This window comes from Aquabacterium sp. (assembly GCF_041915145.1).
Classification (GTDB): Bacteria; Pseudomonadota; Gammaproteobacteria; order Burkholderiales; family Burkholderiaceae_C; genus Aquabacterium.
In genome coordinates this window covers 1-16057 of the sequence record NZ_JAYSBZ010000031.1, presented here as the reverse complement: position 1 = coordinate 16057, position 16057 = coordinate 1, and the positions used below count along the sequence as shown (strand labels likewise).

Genomic DNA, 16057 nt, shown 5'->3' with positions numbered 1-16057 from the left:
TGGCGCGGTGAGCGAATACACCGAGGTTGAGCGACCGTTCCTCGATCAACTGTCCCAGCAGGGCTGGACGGTGATCGACCAGGGCAGCGGTGTGCCGCAACAAGCAGGCCCCAGCTTGCGGAACCACTTCCGCGAGTGGTTGTTGCCTGGGGTTTTTGACGAAGCGGTGCGAAACCTCAACCGCACCAACGATGGCCAAACCTGGCTGACGGACGCGCAGCTGGACGAGTTGCGCCAGCAGCTGACGCGGCATTCCAGCAGGTCGCTGCTGGAGGCCAACGAGGCCGTGCAGGCCCTTTTGTTCAAGGCGCAGGTGAGCACGAACGAACTGACCGGCGAATCAGACCCGGTTGTGCGGCTCATCGACTTCCACCACCCCGAGAACAACCGCTTCCACGCCATCAACCAGTTCAGGGTGGACACGCCGGGCTGCGTGAAGGCCTTCATCATTCCGGACATCGTGCTGTTCGTGAATGGCATCCCCCTGGTGGTGGTGGAGTGCAAGAAGGGGTCTGAGGTTTGCGCCAACCCGATGCAGGAGGCCTTCGTCCAGCTGCAGCGCTACATGCGGCGCCGAGCGCAGACTGAGCTTGATGGCCTCAAGGAGGGCGAACCGCGTCTGTTCCACACCAACCTGTTCGTGGTGCGCAGCTGCGGCTTGGAGGCCGACTACGGCACCATCACCTCGGGTGAAGAGTATTTCTACGCTTGGAAGACCCTGTTTCCTCAGGACGACGCAGGGCTGAAGGGCCTGAATGCACAGCAGCAGCTGATCGCAGGTGTCTTGACCCCCAGCAACCTGCTGCAGATTCTGCGAACCAGCTCGGTGTTCATGGACACCGATGGTGGCCCGCGCGTCAAGGTGGTCTGCCGCTACCAGCAGTACCGCGCAGCCGGTCGCATCATGACCCGTCTGCGAGAGGGCCAGACGGCGGCCGAGCGCAGCGGTGTGGTCTGGCACACCCAGGGGTCCGGTAAATCGTTGACGATGGTGTTCCTGTCGCGAATGATGCGCGCCAGCCGCGATCTCAGCGACTACAAGATCGTGCTGGTCAATGACCGGCAGGACCTGGAAGACCAGCTGGGCGACACCGCCACCCTGATCGGCGGCCGTGTCAACGTCATCGAAAGTCGTGCCGGGCTGCGCAGCCACCTTGCCACCGACAGCTCTGATGTCAGCATGGTGATGGTGCACAAGTTCCAGGACCGGAAGGAAGCGCTCAGCAATGCGGTGGCGGAAGCGCTGGGCACCTATCGCGCTATCCCGGCCAGCAAGACCTTCGGGGTTGTCAACACCTCCGATCGCATCATCCTGATGATCGACGAGGCCCATCGCACCCAAAGCTCAGACCTGGGCGATAACCTCTTTGAAGCCTTCCCCAACGCAGCGCGCATCGCCTTCACCGGAACGCCCTTGATCACAGATCGCCACGGTGAGAAGAAAACCCACAAGCGCTTCGGCGAGTACATCGACACCTACCGTCTGATGGATGCGGTGAACGACGGTGCGACGCTGCAAATCCTCTACGAAGGCAAGACGGCCGACAGCGCGCTGAACGAGAAGCATGCTTTCGACACGGCGTTCGAGGATCTGTTCAGGGACCGGTCCGACGAGGAGCTGCTGGCGATCAAGAAAAAGTACGGCGCCACGGGCGACATCCTGGAAGCCGAACAGCGCATCAACGCCATCGCACGCGACCTGGTGGCGCACTACGTGGACAACATCCTGCCGAATGGCTTCAAGGCCCAGGTGGTGTGCCACAGCAAGCTGGCATGCGTGCGCTATCAGGCGGGCATTGAAGCCGCTTTGGCCGAGCGTGTGGCCAAGGAGGAGGCTCGCAGCACGCCCGATGCCGAGTTGATCAAGCGGCTGCGATTTCTCAAGACTGCCGTGGTGATCTCCAGTGACGGGACGAACGAACCGGCTTATGTGACGCATGCGCGCAAGCAGGCGCAGCGCATGAACGCGGTGGACAACTTCTGCCGCGGCTTCGACCTGGAGGACCCTGACAAGGCTTACTCCGGCATCGCCTTCCTGATCGTGTGCGACATGTTGCTCACGGGCTTTGACGCCCCCATCGAGCAGGTGATGTACGTCGACAAGAAGCTGCGCGAGCACACCTTGCTCCAAGCCATTGCGCGGACGAACCGGGTGAAGAAGGGCAAGAAGCGCGGCTACGTGGTGGACTACATCGGCCTGGCCAACCACCTGACCGAGGCGCTCACGGTCTACGCTGCCACCGAGGAGCAGCAGGAGCTGAAGGACGGCCTGAAGAACATCACGTCCGAGTTGCCCATGCTGGAGGAGCGCTACCTGCGACTGCTGCAGCACTTTGCAGGCACGGGTGTGAAAGACATCGAGGCCTTTGCAACCGGTCGCCTATCGACTCAAGAGGCTGATGCCGTGGTCGTGCACCAGGCGGTGACCGCCCTCAAGGATGAACGACAGCGTGCCGACTTCGAGGTGTACCTCAAGAAATTTTTGACCAGTCTGGACATCATCTTGCCCGGCGCCCAAGCGCAGCCCTATCGCGTGCCGGCGCGGCGCTTCGGTTACATCCTGCAAGTGGCCAAGGAACGCTACAAAGACGAGAGCCTGAACCTCGGTGATGCCGGGGAAAAGGTGAAGGCGCTCATCAACGAGCACTTGGTCAGCCTGGGTATCAACCCCAAGGTACCGCCGGTGGAACTGCTATCCGCGGACTTCATGGAGCAACTGAGCGTCCACGCCGGAGGCAGCACGGAGGCCAAGGCGAGCGAGATGGAGCATGCCATTCGCAAGCACTGCACCGTGCATCACGACGAGGACCCGGCGTTCTACAAGAGCTTGTCCGAGAAGGTGGACGCGTTGATCGAACGCCACAAGGACGAATGGGACCTGCTGGTAGAGAAGCTTGCAGAGCTTCGGCATGAAGCCGTGGCCGGACGCCAGCAAGGCCAAGATGGCATGAGCAAGGAGGCTACGGCCTTCTTCGAACACATCGTCCATGTGAGCTTTGCCAGCGGTGAGTTGCCTGATGCCGACCGTCCGGCGTTCAGGGCCTTCATGGAGGCTGTGGTGGAGCTACTCCAGGACACGATCGGCAGCATCGACTTCTGGCAAAACCCGGACAAGCAGAAGCGTGTTCGCGCACTGATCAAGACCGAGATTGCCAAGACCTCCATCGAGGAGATGAAGCAGAACCGCGAGCGGGTGGCAGTCGAAATCATGAAGCTGGCCAAGAACCGCCACGGCGAGCTGACCAAGGCGCCCAGGGCGGCCGCTGGGCAGGAGCCCTGAATGCAAGTGCGTCAGGTTCAAGACATCGAGTACCACCTCCTGCCCGGCACGGCCCGGATGACGACCGACATCGTCATCGAGCGCGACGGTGTGGTGACGGTACGTCCGCCCGCCCGAATGACACCCGAGCAGATCGACCAGACGGTGCTGTCCAAGCGCATGTGGATCTACCGCAGCCTGGCGGAGTGGCGCGAGCTGAACGGAGGCCGCGTCAACCGAGAATGGGTCAGCGGCGAGTCCTTCATGTACCTGGGCAGCAGCTACCGGCTGGAGTTGGTGGCTGAGCAAGACGAGCCGCTGAAGCTGAAGGACGGCCGCTTCTGCCTACTGAAGAGTGTCGTGAACGAACTCGGAACAGACGGCGCCGGTAAGGCCTTCGCGACCTTCTATGCCGACAAGGGTCGGCCGCGCCTGGCGCGCCGGGTTGCCTACTTCGCTCCCAAGGTTGGCGTCGCGGCCGGCCGAGTGGAGGTCAAAGATCTGGGATACCGCTGGGCCTCGTGCCTTAAGGACGGTGATCTGCACTTTCACTGGAAGTGCCTGATGGCCCCCCTGACCATCATCGACTACATCGTCGTCCATGAGCTCTGCCACATGCGTCACCGAGACCACTCCAGCGCATTCTGGAACGAGGTCGACAAAGTCCTGCCGGACTTCCAGCGCCGGAAGGAATGGCTCAGGGTGCGGGGCGTGGAACTGGATCTCTGACCTGTTGGAGTGCGCCGAGTCTTAACGCGACTGGTGAAATGTCAGATGAGCGATGCGATGTGGCCGGCGTACTGACCGGAACCTCAGCTCGCTGTAACGGCCCGTTGCACTTGTGTGCAGGCCGGATAGAGGGGCCTAACGCCAAAGTTCACCGGTGCCGGAGCCGAAGGCGGAGGGTGCCGACACTGGCCATGAAAATGCCGAGGGCATGGCCAGTGTTGGCGTCCGCGTGCAACGTACAGTTAGGCTTCAGCGATTGCACGTCTCGCCTCCATTCTCTTCGCTCCTGAACCACTCTCTGACTCCAGCCAGTCTTTGAAGTGCCCATTCAGTCCCGATGGGTGGGCTAGGTGAACCCACAGCCTACTGTCGGCCTTAATTGCCATTGAATTGACTCGCAAAAAGGTGTCTGGATAGATGGATTTGATCAGCGACTGGCAACTTTTGACGTAGCTATCGGTATTGCCTAGAAAGAGTACCAAGCGTACGGAGGTCGGTAGACCACGAAGGTACTTTGATGCGCAGGTTCGAATGACTTCAGGAATTTCTGAGAACGACTTGGAAATTAGTGGGCCAGTACAAGCGAAGACATCTTTTCCCTTGGTGGCTGAAGCCTTGGCGTCTCGCCTAGAGACACTGCACCTGACCAGCGAGCCAAATGAAATGCGTGAAAGTGGATCGTTGATTCTTTCGTCGGCTGTTTCGGTAGCTGAAAGAACCCCCATTGCTCGCAAAGCTTGAGTAAGGCGAGGCCGCATACCTGCAAAGGCGATATCTTCAAACCGGCCGGTTTGATAGATGCCTGCTTGAGTTGCTCCCTTTGAGAACCCGAGCACCAGAACTTCCGGAGTCGAACTTCCCCATGCGCCAGGGTCGTTGACCATTCGCCAGTCTGGATGCGGAGTACTGACCTCAGACGAGGTGTTTGCAAAGCAAGCTCTGCATTCAATTTTTCCGTGCGCGGGAATCAATTTTTCTCCTGAATCCTAACGTTCGACATGAGCGGCACCTTACAGCCGGCTCAGCCGGCTTTGGAAATTGACTTACGGCGCGCTCAGCTCTGCGAAGCTGCCTGCGACGGGCTCGATGGCACCCGTTTCATGCGACCAACAGTAGACAGATTCCTTCAGCGCACCGCCCTCGCGCAGAAGGACCAACCGGTCACCTGTTCCGTTAGCTGCGATGGCAACAGCGTTTCGTGGAAACCGAGGCCATTCGAGCATAGAGAGTGTTTCGCGCACTACATGGCTTGCGGTACGCGCCAAGCGATTTCGGTCAGAAGTGTCGGCAATAGGGTGGAGTTGCCATGAGTCTTGCAATGACTCGACCTCGCCCTCGTTGGCACGAGCCATAGGGTGACGGTACGACGCGGGAAATCTTGCCCGCGGTACGAATGGACCTCAAATAGGTGATCACGTTGACGATGATGGCTCTCTAGATGCAACAGATCCGGGTCATTGCCGATGTCTTGATGGCGTTCCGGTGACGCCAGCCACACCGACACGAAAATGCCTTGCCGCGCGGCCGTTCAAGCCTACTTCTTCTTCCACGAAAGAAAGCCTGTAAGTTCGTCAAGCCCGGTGTCCTCATGAACACGCTGGCCAAATCGGTCGACTTCCATCCTTGGCACGTCTTCCTCTTCGCACCACAACAGCGACAGGGTCGTGTCCGAGCCGTCGTGATGACGGCTGAGCTCGATGAGGTCCAGGCCTGTGGGCCAGTTTTCGAACCATTCGTCCTGCGCAACGTCTCCATATTGGAACTCGCTGGCTTTGGCTTGCCGCAGGCGCGCCGCCAATGACCTCGCCGGAATGGGTGTCTTCAGCGTGATCCGCGCGCCCAATCTCCGCAGAGATGTGGACAGCGCGGCATACCGGACGAGACCTCCCTGCATGTTGATGAATGCGCAGGGTATGTTTGTCAGTCGGGCAAAACGGGACCCGGTTGCGGGGAACGATGTCTTGAAAGCGTCCATCAGGAATAACGTCGTCGCCAAAGACGGCTCTCGATTCCGGCATGCTGCCGAAAACTGGTCGTGTGGCATCAGCAGCTCAGCCGCAAAGACGTCGCACAGGATCTCGGTCATGTCCCGCTTGACGTGACCCCACTGCGGCACGTGCTGGTGGCTAGAGTCCAGTCCCAACACCTTGTGGCCCAGCTCGTGACAGATCGTGAAACGCTGCCGTTCGAGCGATTCTGTTGAGTTCACCGTGATGACGAGCTTGCCTTTGATTTCGGCAACAGTGCCCGACTCCCCTGGGCCGAGTTCTTCCTCGCGCACGCGGGCGTTGGCCTTGATCAGATAGGGATCGAGGCTTTCTCGGATGTTCGACAGGTCCAAGCCCTGCATGAATGCACGCGCTTTCCTGACGACATCCTGCTCATCCACGGGGTTACTCCTCGTCGTACATGCGCTTGACCTTGGCCAAAAGCGCCTCAGGGGTTGGTCTGGCATCGCCGCGAAAGCTCATGCCGGCGGCGGTGACGAAGTGATCGAACTCCACGTCGGGCGTTTCCAGCGTGTACGTCACTAAGTCTGGAGAGGTGTTGGGCCGTTCGGCAAGCCATTTGAGGATCAAGGTGTCGCGCTCAGGGGCTTTCAGTGCCCGCAGTAGCTTGGTCAAGGTCTCCGGGGTGGGGTTGACTTTCTCGCCTGTCTCGAGGCGGTAGATGTAGGCGTTGTCGACTTCGCTGAGCTCACCAAGCTCGCGCTGGGAAAAAGTTCGCCGCTCGCGCAGCTTCTTCAAGGCCACGCCTAGGCCAGTTACGGGCATACGAAATCTCCTTGGAATCAGGCCACGGCGCCCGACGTGGGCACCCTACTGCATATCGACGATTGGACGACGGAATCCAGCCTCCCTTGACATCGGGATCGCATCGGAGCAAAGTGTTGTCTGCGTGGACAACGGACGCGGTATTCATGACGGTTACCGGTCACGCACTGGATATGGGTCGTGTTTTGCTTGGCTAGACAACGGAATCTGCCACGCCGCCGGTCCTTTTGCAACCGTGTCTTCTTGAGGTGACTCCATGAACTCTGTCGAGCTTTTTCTCCATGGTGCCGGCCGGCCGGTGGTCATCGAAGCGCAGCTGAGCGACGTCCTCCACGACGTGCTCGCCAGGCACGATGCGCTGCCGCGCGACGGCGAGTTCGTCTATGTCGGCGAGGTGCGCCTCGGTAAGGATGACCCTGATCCGAAGTATGAAGAGCAGGTCCCCGCCGACCTTGCTCTGACGCTGATGGACTTAGGCCTCCCGATCAAGCGCCACATCCACACCCGTGCCCCTCGGGTTATCGCGGTCACCGTGGAGTTCAACGGCCAGTCGCCGCACCGCGTCTTCGGCCCCCACACCACCGTGGAGTCCGTGCTGGTCTGGGCAAAGCACCGCCTGAAAATCGACCCGTTGACGGGTGCGGAGCTGATTCTCGAGCTGGTCCCTGACGGTGAGGTGCCGCGGATGGACGCCTATCTGAGCGATCTGACGCTCGGCCGTGCCGAGCTCACGTTCAAGCTGGTCAAGGAAGTCAACCCTCAGGGGGCCGTGTGAGCACGAACGCCCAGCGACTCTTGGAAGCGGACTTGGCCGGCGCGGCGTTCCGCGCCGGCCTGTTGCGCGGGGACTGGGCGCTGAGCAAGGCCCCCCCGCACATTGCCTGGCCCTACTTGTTCACCGTGATTGCCGCCGCCCCGAGGTCTAGCGGCCCCGAGCGCTGGCTCGTGCGATGGGACGCGACCAACTACGGCAGCGGACCGATCACCGGTGGGTTCTGGGACGCTGAGACCAACGCCTTCCTCGCGAAGGAGAAGTGGCCGAAGGCGCGCCCAGGCTCAGTAGTGGCCTCGGTGTTCAAGACCGAGGGCTGGGCGGCGCCGGCACAGGGCTTCTACCACCCGTGGGATCGAACCGCGCTCGCCGGGCACTCTTGGGCCGACCCTATCTGGGCGTGGAAGCCCGAGGTGACCATCGCCGAATACAACGCCCAGTTTCACCGCTGGCTGACGTCGGAGGATTACCTTGGCCAGTAAGCAAATCCAGATTCCCTTGCTGACTTGGCGCCGGCTGGTCGGCGACCTGACGGCGCGGGGCGCAGGCACCCGCGAAACGGGTGCGTTTCTGATGGGGAAGCAAGGCGACGAAGGCCGCGCGGTGCTCGACTTTCTCTGCTATGACGACCTCGACCGGCGCGCCTTGACCCACGGCATCGTTGAGTTCCACCGTGGCGGGTTCTCTAAGCTGTGGGACATCTGTAAAGACCGAGGCCTGCAAGTGTTGGCGGATGTCCATACGCACCCCACCCTCGACGTGCGCCAGAGCTACACCGACAAGGTCAACCCGATGCTGCCGGTCCGCGGCCATGTCGCACTCATCCTGCCGAGGTACGGTGTGACATCGAGGTGGTCCTTGGCGCCGGCCGGCATCTACCGCTTCGCCGGTCGTGGGCGGTGGGATACCTTCCTCGCTGATGCTGCCGACTGCCCGGTGAAGCTTTCGCTCTGGTGACGGTATGACCAAGCAGCTGCCCATCGACCTTTCGCGCATCGACAAATTGCTGCTTGACCGCGACGCGATGGCGCCGCAGAAGTCGCGTGCGCTTCGCGGGGCCAGCGTGCCCGCCGTGGCGGTGGGCGATGACTGCGCGACCTCTGAGGCCTTGCAGGTTGCGCTTCTGACGGCGGTCAACCTGGCGCATAAGTCGTTCAGCGCCGCGGTGCCCGTGCGGGCATCCGATGGTGTCTGGGATGCGGCCTGCGTGACGGCATTGAGCGCCAAATCTACGGTGGGCGAAGCCCTGCAAGAAATAGGGGCAGTAAGGGCCGCTTCCGATCAAGGGCAGGGGCTGAGACTCCTGATCGGAGATGTGCAGGGGGAAGCTCGCGCCTTGCGCATCACGTTCGACGGATGGCGCGTGGGGGTGGGCCCGGCTGCGTCGATGGAGCGAATGAAGGAGCGACCGTACTGCATGCTTGCGCCGTTGGCCGCGGCGGCCGTCGCCGTCGGCGAGGCCTTCTCCGCGTGGGCGAACATCAGCGTGGAGGCCACGCGTAAGAAAATCGCCTTCTCGCTCTGGCGGCCCGACCTTGATGTCGACCTCGAGGAGGCCCTGGGCGAGCCGATGACGGAGTTCCCAAGGAAGGTGGAGCTGTTCGGCCTTGGCCACCTGGGGCAGGCCTATGTTTGGGCAATAGCTGCCCTGCCTTTTGAGGAAAGGAGCGCGCTACAGCCTTACCTATGCGATGACGACGCGGTCGAGCTGCCCAATGTGGAGACCGGGGCCTTGCTGCGCAAGGAGAACTTGCCAGGCCGCAAGACCCGGGTCGTCGCAGCGTGGCTGGGGCAGCGTGGGTTCGATAGCAGGTTGGTCGAGCGCTTCATCGATGACGGATACCGCCGGTGCTCAAGCGAGCCGACGGTCGCCCTGTCCGGCTTCGACAACAACGAAGCTCGCCAATGGCTCGCGTCTGCAGGCTTCATTGAGGTCTTCGACTCCGGCCTAGGCGGCGAAGCCTGCAATTTCGACTCCATCGCCGTGCGCATGTGGCCACACCCCCTGAGCGCAGACTTGCTCTGGCAGCTGGAAAACCGTGCCGGGCTCGAGGCCCGCGCTGCGCGGCAGAAGCAGAGGACCAGCCGCAATCCGGCCTATGGGGACATCGCCGCAGATGAGTGCGGCAAGCTCCTGGTGGCAGACAAGGCTGTGGCGGTTCCCTTTGTTGGCGCTGTTGCCGCGAGCTTCGTCGTCGCCGAGGTGCTTCGGCGCACGAATGGCGGGCCGGCCTTCTCCGATTGCAGGATCAGGGCCTGCTCGCTGAACGCGGCACCCTTGGCCGCGCAGCTGACCACTCTGATGGCTCCACCGTGCCGCAGCCTCGAGACGGTGAGACTCCGCTGCTAAATCCGCGTCGCAGCCAACCCCTCCTTACGGGTGCAAAGAGCCGCTGCTTGCGCCTCAGTTCTACACCGAACGGCAGCTCTCAGGTGTAGAGGGTGTAGAAATCGGCGAAACGGGAGACTGCAACCGCCGCACAACAGACTTGCCCCTGAGTGGCGTCGGTTAATTGCCGGGTGATGTCGGCCCGCTTCGGGCAGGCAACCGTTGGCGATTGGCCGAAACCTTTGGCCGCCTTAGAGAGGTCGGTGCAATGCTTGGGCCGTCGTTCAGCTCGAGAACCTGGCCGGCTGCGCCGAGTCTTAACGCGACTGGTGAAATGTCAGGTGAGCGATGCGATGCGGTCGGCGGACAAACGCGAAACCTCAGATCGCTGGAACGGCTCGTTGCTCTTGGTGCGGGCTCAAGTGGCCCCTGCTTCAACGCTCGGCCGAGTAGCGCCATGCAGCGTTATGAAAAATTATATGGATTTTTATAATTATAAAAATCCATATAATTTTCTATAAAAGCCTCGTCTCGGCGGCACTGAGCAGCGTATGTGACCTGATCAGCGGCCCCTGTGAGCACCGAGTGGCGGTTGGTATGCAGCGATTGCGCCAGCAGGGATTCGATTGATAACCCACCAGGGCGTGTGATCGCAGGGCCCGAGATCAATGCTCCACTCTTATCAACAAAATGGGACATTTAGGTGGTGTTGGGGCCCCAAAAGGCAACTTATCAACAAAAACGCTGCCAATGGATATCGAAATCGACCATTTCTCCCTTGCACGCGGCGTCTTATCCACAGTTTTTTGTACGCATAACCCTTCTGACCCGGATAAAAACAAAATTTGTTGATTAAGAAGCCCGTTCTTCCTATGAAGGACGGGCTTTTTTCATTATCAACATTCGACCGGAATGCAGCGAGACGAATCGCTCCAGCCATGAAGGCCGTCACAGCCCCGCCCTCAAAGGAGGCTCGCTGGCCTTTCTGGCTGCGGCCCTCTTCGCCTGTACGACAACATCAAACGTCGATATTCGCCGCCCGCAAGGCATTGGTTTCGATGAAGTCGCGACGCGGCTCCACCTCGTCGCCCATCAGCATCGTGAACACGCGGTCGGCTTCGATGGCGTCTTCGATCTGCACGCGCAGCAGGCGGCGCACGGTCGGGTCCATCGTGGTCTCCCACAACTGCTCGGGGTTCATCTCGCCCAGGCCTTTGTAGCGCTGGCGGCCGACCGAGTTTTCGGCTTGTTGCAGCAGCCAGGCCATCGCCGCCGTGAAGTCGGCGACCTTCTGCTCCTTGGCTTTTTCGCCTTCGCCCTTCTTGACGACGGCATCCGCACCGATCAGACCCTTGAAGGTTTGCGCGCTCTGGTTGAGGACTTCATAGTCGGCACCGTGCACGAAGTCGGCGGTGATGACGCTGCTCTTCACGTTGCCGTGGTGCATGCGGCTGATGCGCAGCAGATGCTTGTCGGTGCGAGCATCGAACTCGGCCGCCACCTCGGCGCCGTGCAAGGCCGTCTTGAGCTCGGCGGCGCTTTTCTCGGCTTGCTCGAGCGTGTCGAGCTGCAGGCTGACACCGTTGGCCAGCACGCGCAGGGCTTCGGCGTCCATCCAGTTGCTTAGGCGGGTGATCACGTTTTGCGCCAGCACGTATTGGCGCGCCAGCGCTTCAAGCGCTTCGCCTTGCAGCAGCGCACCGCTCACGCCGGTGCTGAGTTGCGCGTCTTGCAGGGCGACCTTCAGCAAGAAGGCATCGAGCTCGTGCGCGTCTTTCAGATACTGCTCGTGCTTGCCCACCTTCACCTTGTAGAGCGGCGGCTGGGCGATGTAGATGTGACCACGCTCGACCAGCTCCGGCATCTGCCGGAACAGGAAGGTCAGCAGCAGGGTGCGGATGTGCGCGCCGTCGACGTCGGCGTCGGTCATGATGATGATGCGGTGGTAGCGCAGCTTGTCGGGGTTGAAGTCATCGCCCCCCATGCCCTTGCCGATGCCCGTGCCCAGCGCCGTGATGAGCGTGAGGATCTCGTTGCTCGACAGCAGCTTTTCGTAGCGGGCCTTCTCGACGTTCAGGATCTTGCCGCGCAAGGGCAGGATGGCCTGGAACTTCCGGTCGCGACCCTGCTTGGCGGAGCCGCCGGCGGAGTCACCCTCGACGATGTAGATCTCGCATTGCGCCGGGTCCTTCTCTTGGCAATCGGCCAGCTTGCCGGGCAGGCCCAGGCCGTCGAGCACGCCCTTGCGGCGCGTCATCTCGCGTGCCTTGCGGGCGGCTTCGCGGGCGCGTGCGGCATCGAGGATCTTGCCGCAGATGATCTTGGCGTCGTTCGGGTTCTCGAGCAGGTAATCGGTGAGCAGACGGCTCACGATGTCTTCGACCGGCGCGCGCACTTCGCTGCTCACCAGTTTGTCCTTGGTCTGGCTGCTGAACTTGGGCTCGGGCACCTTGACGCTCACCACGCAGGCCAGGCCTTCGCGCATGTCGTCGCCGGCCACTTCGACCTTGGCCTTCTTGGCCAGCTCGTTGTCGTCGATGTACTTGTTGATGACGCGGGTCATCGCAGCGCGCAGGCCGGTGAGGTGGGTGCCACCATCACGCTGCGGAATGTTGTTGGTGAAGCACAGCACCGACTCGTTGTAGCCGTCGTTCCACTGCATGGCCACCTCGACACCGATGTTGGTGCCTTGATCGCTGAGCTTGTCGCCCATGGCGTGGAAGATGTTGGGGTGCAGCGTCGTCTTGCCCTTGTTGATGAACTCGACGAAGCCCTTCACGCCGCCGGCGTAGGCGAAGTTGTCTTCCTTGTTGTGGCGCTCATCGACGAGGCGGATCTTCACGCCGTTGTTCAGGAACGAAAGCTCGCGCAGCCGCTTGGCGAGGATGTCGTAGTGGAACTCGTTGTTCTGCGCAAAGATTTCGGTATCGGGCAGGAAGTGCACTTCGGTGCCGCGCTTGTCGGTGTCGCCGATGATCTTCATCGGGCTCACTTCAAAGCCGTCGCGCATCTCGAGCACGCGGTCTTGCGGCACGCCCTTGCGGAACTCGATGTGGTGCGCCTTGCCGTCGCGACGCACCGTCAGGCGCAGCCACTTCGACAGCGCGTTCACGCAGCTCACGCCCACGCCGTGCAAGCCGCCCGACACCTTGTAGCTGTTCTGGTTGAACTTGCCACCGGCGTGCAGCTCGGTCAGGGCGATTTCAGCGGCCGAGCGCTTGGGCTCGTGCTTGTCGTCCATCTTCACGCCGGTCGGGATGCCACGGCCGTTGTCGATGACCGAGATCGAGTTGTCGGTGTGGATGGTGACGACGATGTCGTCGCAATGACCCGCCAGCGCTTCGTCGATGGAGTTGTCCACCACTTCGAAGACCAGATGGTGCAGGCCGGTGCCGTCGGACGTGTCGCCGATGTACATGCCCGGGCGCTTGCGAACCGCTTCGAGGCCTTCCAGGATCTGGATGCTGCCTTCGCCATAGCCGGCCGAGATTTCAGCTGCCGTTTGCGGGGCAGGCGCCGGGGTTTGCTCAGGTTGCTGATCGGGTTGGGTCGGTTCGCTCATGTCGCTCACACGTCAAAAAAACAGATTCTTAAAAACGCTGAAGCGGGCTCGCAGCCCGCTTGTTCGCCGTTGGTGATGGGCCTTCGGGCCATCACCCAGACGCTCAGATCCGCATCGGCATCACCACGTATTTGAAACCATCCAGCTCCGGCACCGTGATCAGCGCCGAGCTGTTGGCATCTTGCAAGGCGATGCTGACCATGTCCTGCCCCTGATTGGACAACACATCCATCAGGTAGGTGACGTTGAAGCCGATCTCGATGGCGTCGCCGTTGTAGTCGATCTCGAGTTCTTCCTTGGCTTCTTCCTGCTCGGCATTGCTCGACGCGATGCCCAAGGTGCCCGGCTCGATGTTCAGGCGCACGCCCTTGAACTTCTCGCTGGTCAGGATAGCTGCGCGTTGCAGGCTGGCCAGCAACGGTGCACGGCCCAGGGTGATGTGGTTCTTGTGATTCTTGGGGATGACGCGGTTGTAGTCGGGGAACTTGCCCTCGACCAGCTTGGTCACGAATTCCATGCCGCTGAAGCTGAACTTGGCCTGGTTGCCGGCGAAGCGCATCTCGATCGGCGCGCCTTCGTCCTTGTCGTCCTTCAGCAGCCGTTGCAGCTCGAGCACGGTCTTGCGCGGCAGGATGACCTCCTGCTTGGGCATCTCGACCTCGAGCGTGGCCTGGGCCAGGGCCAGGCGGTGACCATCGGTGGCGACCAGGGTCAGGCTCTTGCTCTCGGCGACGAACAGGATGCCGTTGAGGTAGTAGCGGATGTCGTGCACCGCCATCGCGAAGTGCACCTGGTTGATCAGGGCCTTGAGCGTCTTTTGCGGCACGGCGAAGCTGGGGCCGAAGTCGGCGGCTTCCTGCACCAGCGGGAAGTCTTCGGCGGGCAGCGTCTGCAGCGTGAAGCGGCTCTTGCCGGCTTGCAGCGTGAGCTTGTTCTGGGCGGCGGTCAGCGAGACGGTCTGATCGGCCGGCAGGCTTTTCAAGATGTCGATGAGCTTGCGAGCACCTACGGTGGTGGCGAAGTCGCCAGCATCGCCGTCGAACTCGGCGCTCGTGCGCACCTGGATCTCCAGATCGCTGGTGGTGAACTCAACATGGCCTTGGCTTTTGCGAATCAAGACGTTGGCCAGGATCGGCAGCGTATGCCGGCGCTCGACGATGCCGCAGACGGATTGCAGGCTGCCGAGAACTTTTTCCTGGGTTGTTTTCAACACAATCATTTCATTCTTTCAAATTAGTTGTCTTAGTAGAGCTGCCGCTTTACTGTGAACAACGCTATTTTCTCTTTTTCTATCAACGATTTAGCGTCGGGATAAGCCTGTGGGGATCACCCGGGTAGCCGTCGTACAACATATCAACAACTTGGGCGATCGCTGAAAGTGTGTGGACAACACCGGTCTTTTCAGCTTTTTATCCCCAGACTTGTTGTTTGACAGCCTGGATGGGTCGTGATCTAGCGGGCTCAGCCTTTCAAGGTTTGTTCCAGCACGTGCAGTTGCTGGTTGAGTTCGGTGTTCTTGGTGCGTTCGCCGCCAATTTTGCGCACGGCATGCAGCACTGTCGTGTGGTCGCGTCCGCCAAAGAGCTCGCCGATCTCGGGCAGGCTCTTCTGCGTCAATTCCTTGGCCAGGTACATCGCGATCTGGCGCGGACGGGCAATGCTAGCCGGACGCTTCTTGCTGTACATGTCGGCCACCTTGATCTTGTAGAAGTCGGCGACGGTTTTCTGGATGTTCTCGACCGAAATCTGCCGGTTCTGGATCGACAGCAGGTCTTTCAGGGCCTCGCGCGCCAGCTGGATGTTGATTTCCTTGTGCGAAAAGCGCGCGTAGGCCAGCACCTTGCGCAGCGCGCCTTCGAGCTCGCGCACGTTGGCCCGCACGTTCTTGGCGACGAAGAACGCCACGTCTTCAGGCATCTGCGTGCCTTCCGAGTCGGCCTTGCGGATCAGGATGGCCACGCGCATTTCGAGCTCGGGCGGCTCGATGGCGACCGTCAGGCCCGAGTCGAAGCGCGAGGTCAGGCGTTCGTCGATGTCCACCAGCCCCTTGGGGTAGGTGTCGCTGGTCATGATGATGTGGGCCTTCTTGGCCACCAGCGCCTCGAAGGCGTTGAAGAATTCTTCTTGCGTGCGGTCCTTGCCGGCGAAGAACTGCACGTCGTCGATCAGCAGCAGGTCGAGCGAGTGGTATTTGGCCTTGAGCTCGTCGAAAGTCTTGCGCTGGTAGTTCTTGACCACGTCCGAGATGAACTGCTCGGCGTGCAGGTAGAGGATCTGCGCGTCGGGCTTGTCGGCCAGCAGCGCGTTGCCCACGGCGTGGATCAGGTGGGTCTTGCCCAAGCCGACGCCGCCGTAGATGAACAGCGGGTTGTACATCTGGCCGGGCGCGCCAGCCACGTGCAGCGCGGCGGTGCGCGCCATCTGGTTGGCGCGACCCGGCACCAGGGTGTCGAAGGTCAGGTTGGGGTTGAGACGGTTCTTGCTCACGGCCACCGTGGGGGCGCGCGGGGTGAGCGGGATGACGTTGTTGACCGCTTCTGCGGCGTGGGCCGGTGCGCCGCCGCCGATGTGGCGGTCGGCCCGCAGGGCGCTGGCCGATTGCGGCTCGTTGCGGGTGGCGGATTTCGCGGCG

12 protein-coding genes and 1 pseudogene are annotated in these 16057 nt (G+C 61.3%); 6 read left to right on the top strand and 7 right to left on the bottom strand.

Translation table 11 applies throughout. The annotated features are described in order from the left end of the window. Positions 1-7: 7 nt before the first annotated feature. A complete protein-coding gene (locus ACE3SS_RS07780; RefSeq protein WP_374592603.1) occupies positions 8-3280 on the top strand; it encodes a type I restriction endonuclease subunit R in 3273 nt (1090 codons plus the stop codon). Then, the gene (locus ACE3SS_RS07775) at positions 3281-3988 is read left to right on the top strand and encodes a M48 family metallopeptidase (RefSeq protein ID WP_374592601.1); all 708 of its coding nucleotides are present in this window, start codon (positions 3281-3283) and stop codon (positions 3986-3988) included. It begins immediately after the preceding gene. A 242-nt stretch (positions 3989-4230) separates the two neighbouring features. On the opposite strand, the gene ACE3SS_RS07770 is transcribed toward ACE3SS_RS07775, so the two are convergent. The 4 genes and pseudogenes from ACE3SS_RS07770 to ACE3SS_RS07755 form a co-directional block, all read right to left on the bottom strand. Beyond that, a complete protein-coding gene (locus tag ACE3SS_RS07770; protein WP_374592600.1) occupies positions 4231-4872 on the bottom strand; it encodes a hypothetical protein in 642 nt (213 codons plus the stop codon). A gap of 159 nt (positions 4873-5031) precedes the next feature. Beyond that, positions 5032-5355: pseudogene (locus ACE3SS_RS07765) on the bottom strand (SMI1/KNR4 family protein); the annotation flags it as partial. A gap of 167 nt (positions 5356-5522) precedes the next feature. Continuing rightward, complete coding sequence (locus tag ACE3SS_RS07760; protein ID WP_374592599.1) at positions 5523-6377, bottom strand: ImmA/IrrE family metallo-endopeptidase; 855 nt, start codon at positions 6375-6377, stop codon at positions 5523-5525. Between the two features lie 4 nt (positions 6378-6381). Next, the gene (locus ACE3SS_RS07755; protein WP_374592637.1) at positions 6382-6741 is read right to left on the bottom strand and encodes a helix-turn-helix domain-containing protein; all 360 of its coding nucleotides are present in this window, start codon (positions 6739-6741) and stop codon (positions 6382-6384) included. Positions 6742-7018: 277 nt separating this feature from the next. Between ACE3SS_RS07755 and ACE3SS_RS07750 the strand changes: the two genes are divergently transcribed. The 4 genes from ACE3SS_RS07750 to ACE3SS_RS07735 are packed head-to-tail and all read left to right on the top strand — an operon-like array spanning position 7019 to position 9884. Further along, on the top strand, positions 7019-7537 hold the full coding sequence (locus ACE3SS_RS07750) for a hypothetical protein (RefSeq protein WP_374592598.1): 519 nt from the start codon (positions 7019-7021) through the stop codon (positions 7535-7537). Then, on the top strand, positions 7534-8016 hold the full coding sequence (locus tag ACE3SS_RS07745) for a hypothetical protein (RefSeq protein WP_374592597.1): 483 nt from the start codon (positions 7534-7536) through the stop codon (positions 8014-8016). The genes ACE3SS_RS07750 and ACE3SS_RS07745 overlap by 4 nt, the downstream gene beginning before the upstream one ends. Next, complete coding sequence (locus tag ACE3SS_RS07740; RefSeq protein WP_374592596.1) at positions 8006-8491, top strand: hypothetical protein; 486 nt, start codon at positions 8006-8008, stop codon at positions 8489-8491. Before ACE3SS_RS07745 ends, ACE3SS_RS07740 begins: the two co-directional genes overlap by 11 nt. Before the next feature lie 4 nt (positions 8492-8495). Next, positions 8496-9884 carry a hypothetical protein gene (locus tag ACE3SS_RS07735; protein WP_374592595.1) on the top strand — a complete coding sequence of 463 codons (1389 nt, stop codon included), beginning with the start codon at positions 8496-8498 and terminating at the stop codon, positions 9882-9884. A gap of 997 nt (positions 9885-10881) precedes the next feature. Here the strand turns inward: ACE3SS_RS07735 and gyrB are convergent. The 3 genes from gyrB to dnaA all read right to left on the bottom strand — a co-directional run. Continuing rightward, the gene (gene gyrB, locus ACE3SS_RS07730) at positions 10882-13425 is read right to left on the bottom strand and encodes a DNA topoisomerase (ATP-hydrolyzing) subunit B (RefSeq protein WP_374592594.1); all 2544 of its coding nucleotides are present in this window, start codon (positions 13423-13425) and stop codon (positions 10882-10884) included. Positions 13426-13528: 103 nt separating this feature from the next. After that, the gene (gene dnaN, locus ACE3SS_RS07725) at positions 13529-14644 is read right to left on the bottom strand and encodes a DNA polymerase III subunit beta (RefSeq protein ID WP_374592593.1); all 1116 of its coding nucleotides are present in this window, start codon (positions 14642-14644) and stop codon (positions 13529-13531) included. Positions 14645-14886: 242 nt separating this feature from the next. After that, positions 14887-16057 (bottom strand): chromosomal replication initiator protein DnaA (gene dnaA, locus ACE3SS_RS07720; protein ID WP_374592592.1); only part of this gene is annotated, 1171 nt, incomplete at its 5' end.

Excerpts from the sequence above, each read along its gene's own strand:
- ACE3SS_RS07775 (WP_374592601.1), top strand. The coding sequence starts at position 3,281 with ATGCAAGTGCGTCAGGTTCAAGACATCGAGTACCACCTCCTGCCCGGC.
- ACE3SS_RS07770 (WP_374592600.1), bottom strand. The coding sequence starts at position 4,872 with ATGGTCAACGACCCTGGCGCATGGGGAAGTTCGACTCCGGAAGTTCTG.
- ACE3SS_RS07750 (WP_374592598.1), top strand. The coding sequence starts at position 7,019 with ATGAACTCTGTCGAGCTTTTTCTCCATGGTGCCGGCCGGCCGGTGGTC.
- ACE3SS_RS07735 (WP_374592595.1), top strand. The coding sequence starts at position 8,496 with ATGACCAAGCAGCTGCCCATCGACCTTTCGCGCATCGACAAATTGCTG.
- gyrB (WP_374592594.1), bottom strand. The coding sequence starts at position 13,425 with ATGAGCGAACCGACCCAACCCGATCAGCAACCTGAGCAAACCCCGGCG.
- dnaN (WP_374592593.1), bottom strand. The coding sequence starts at position 14,644 with ATGATTGTGTTGAAAACAACCCAGGAAAAAGTTCTCGGCAGCCTGCAA.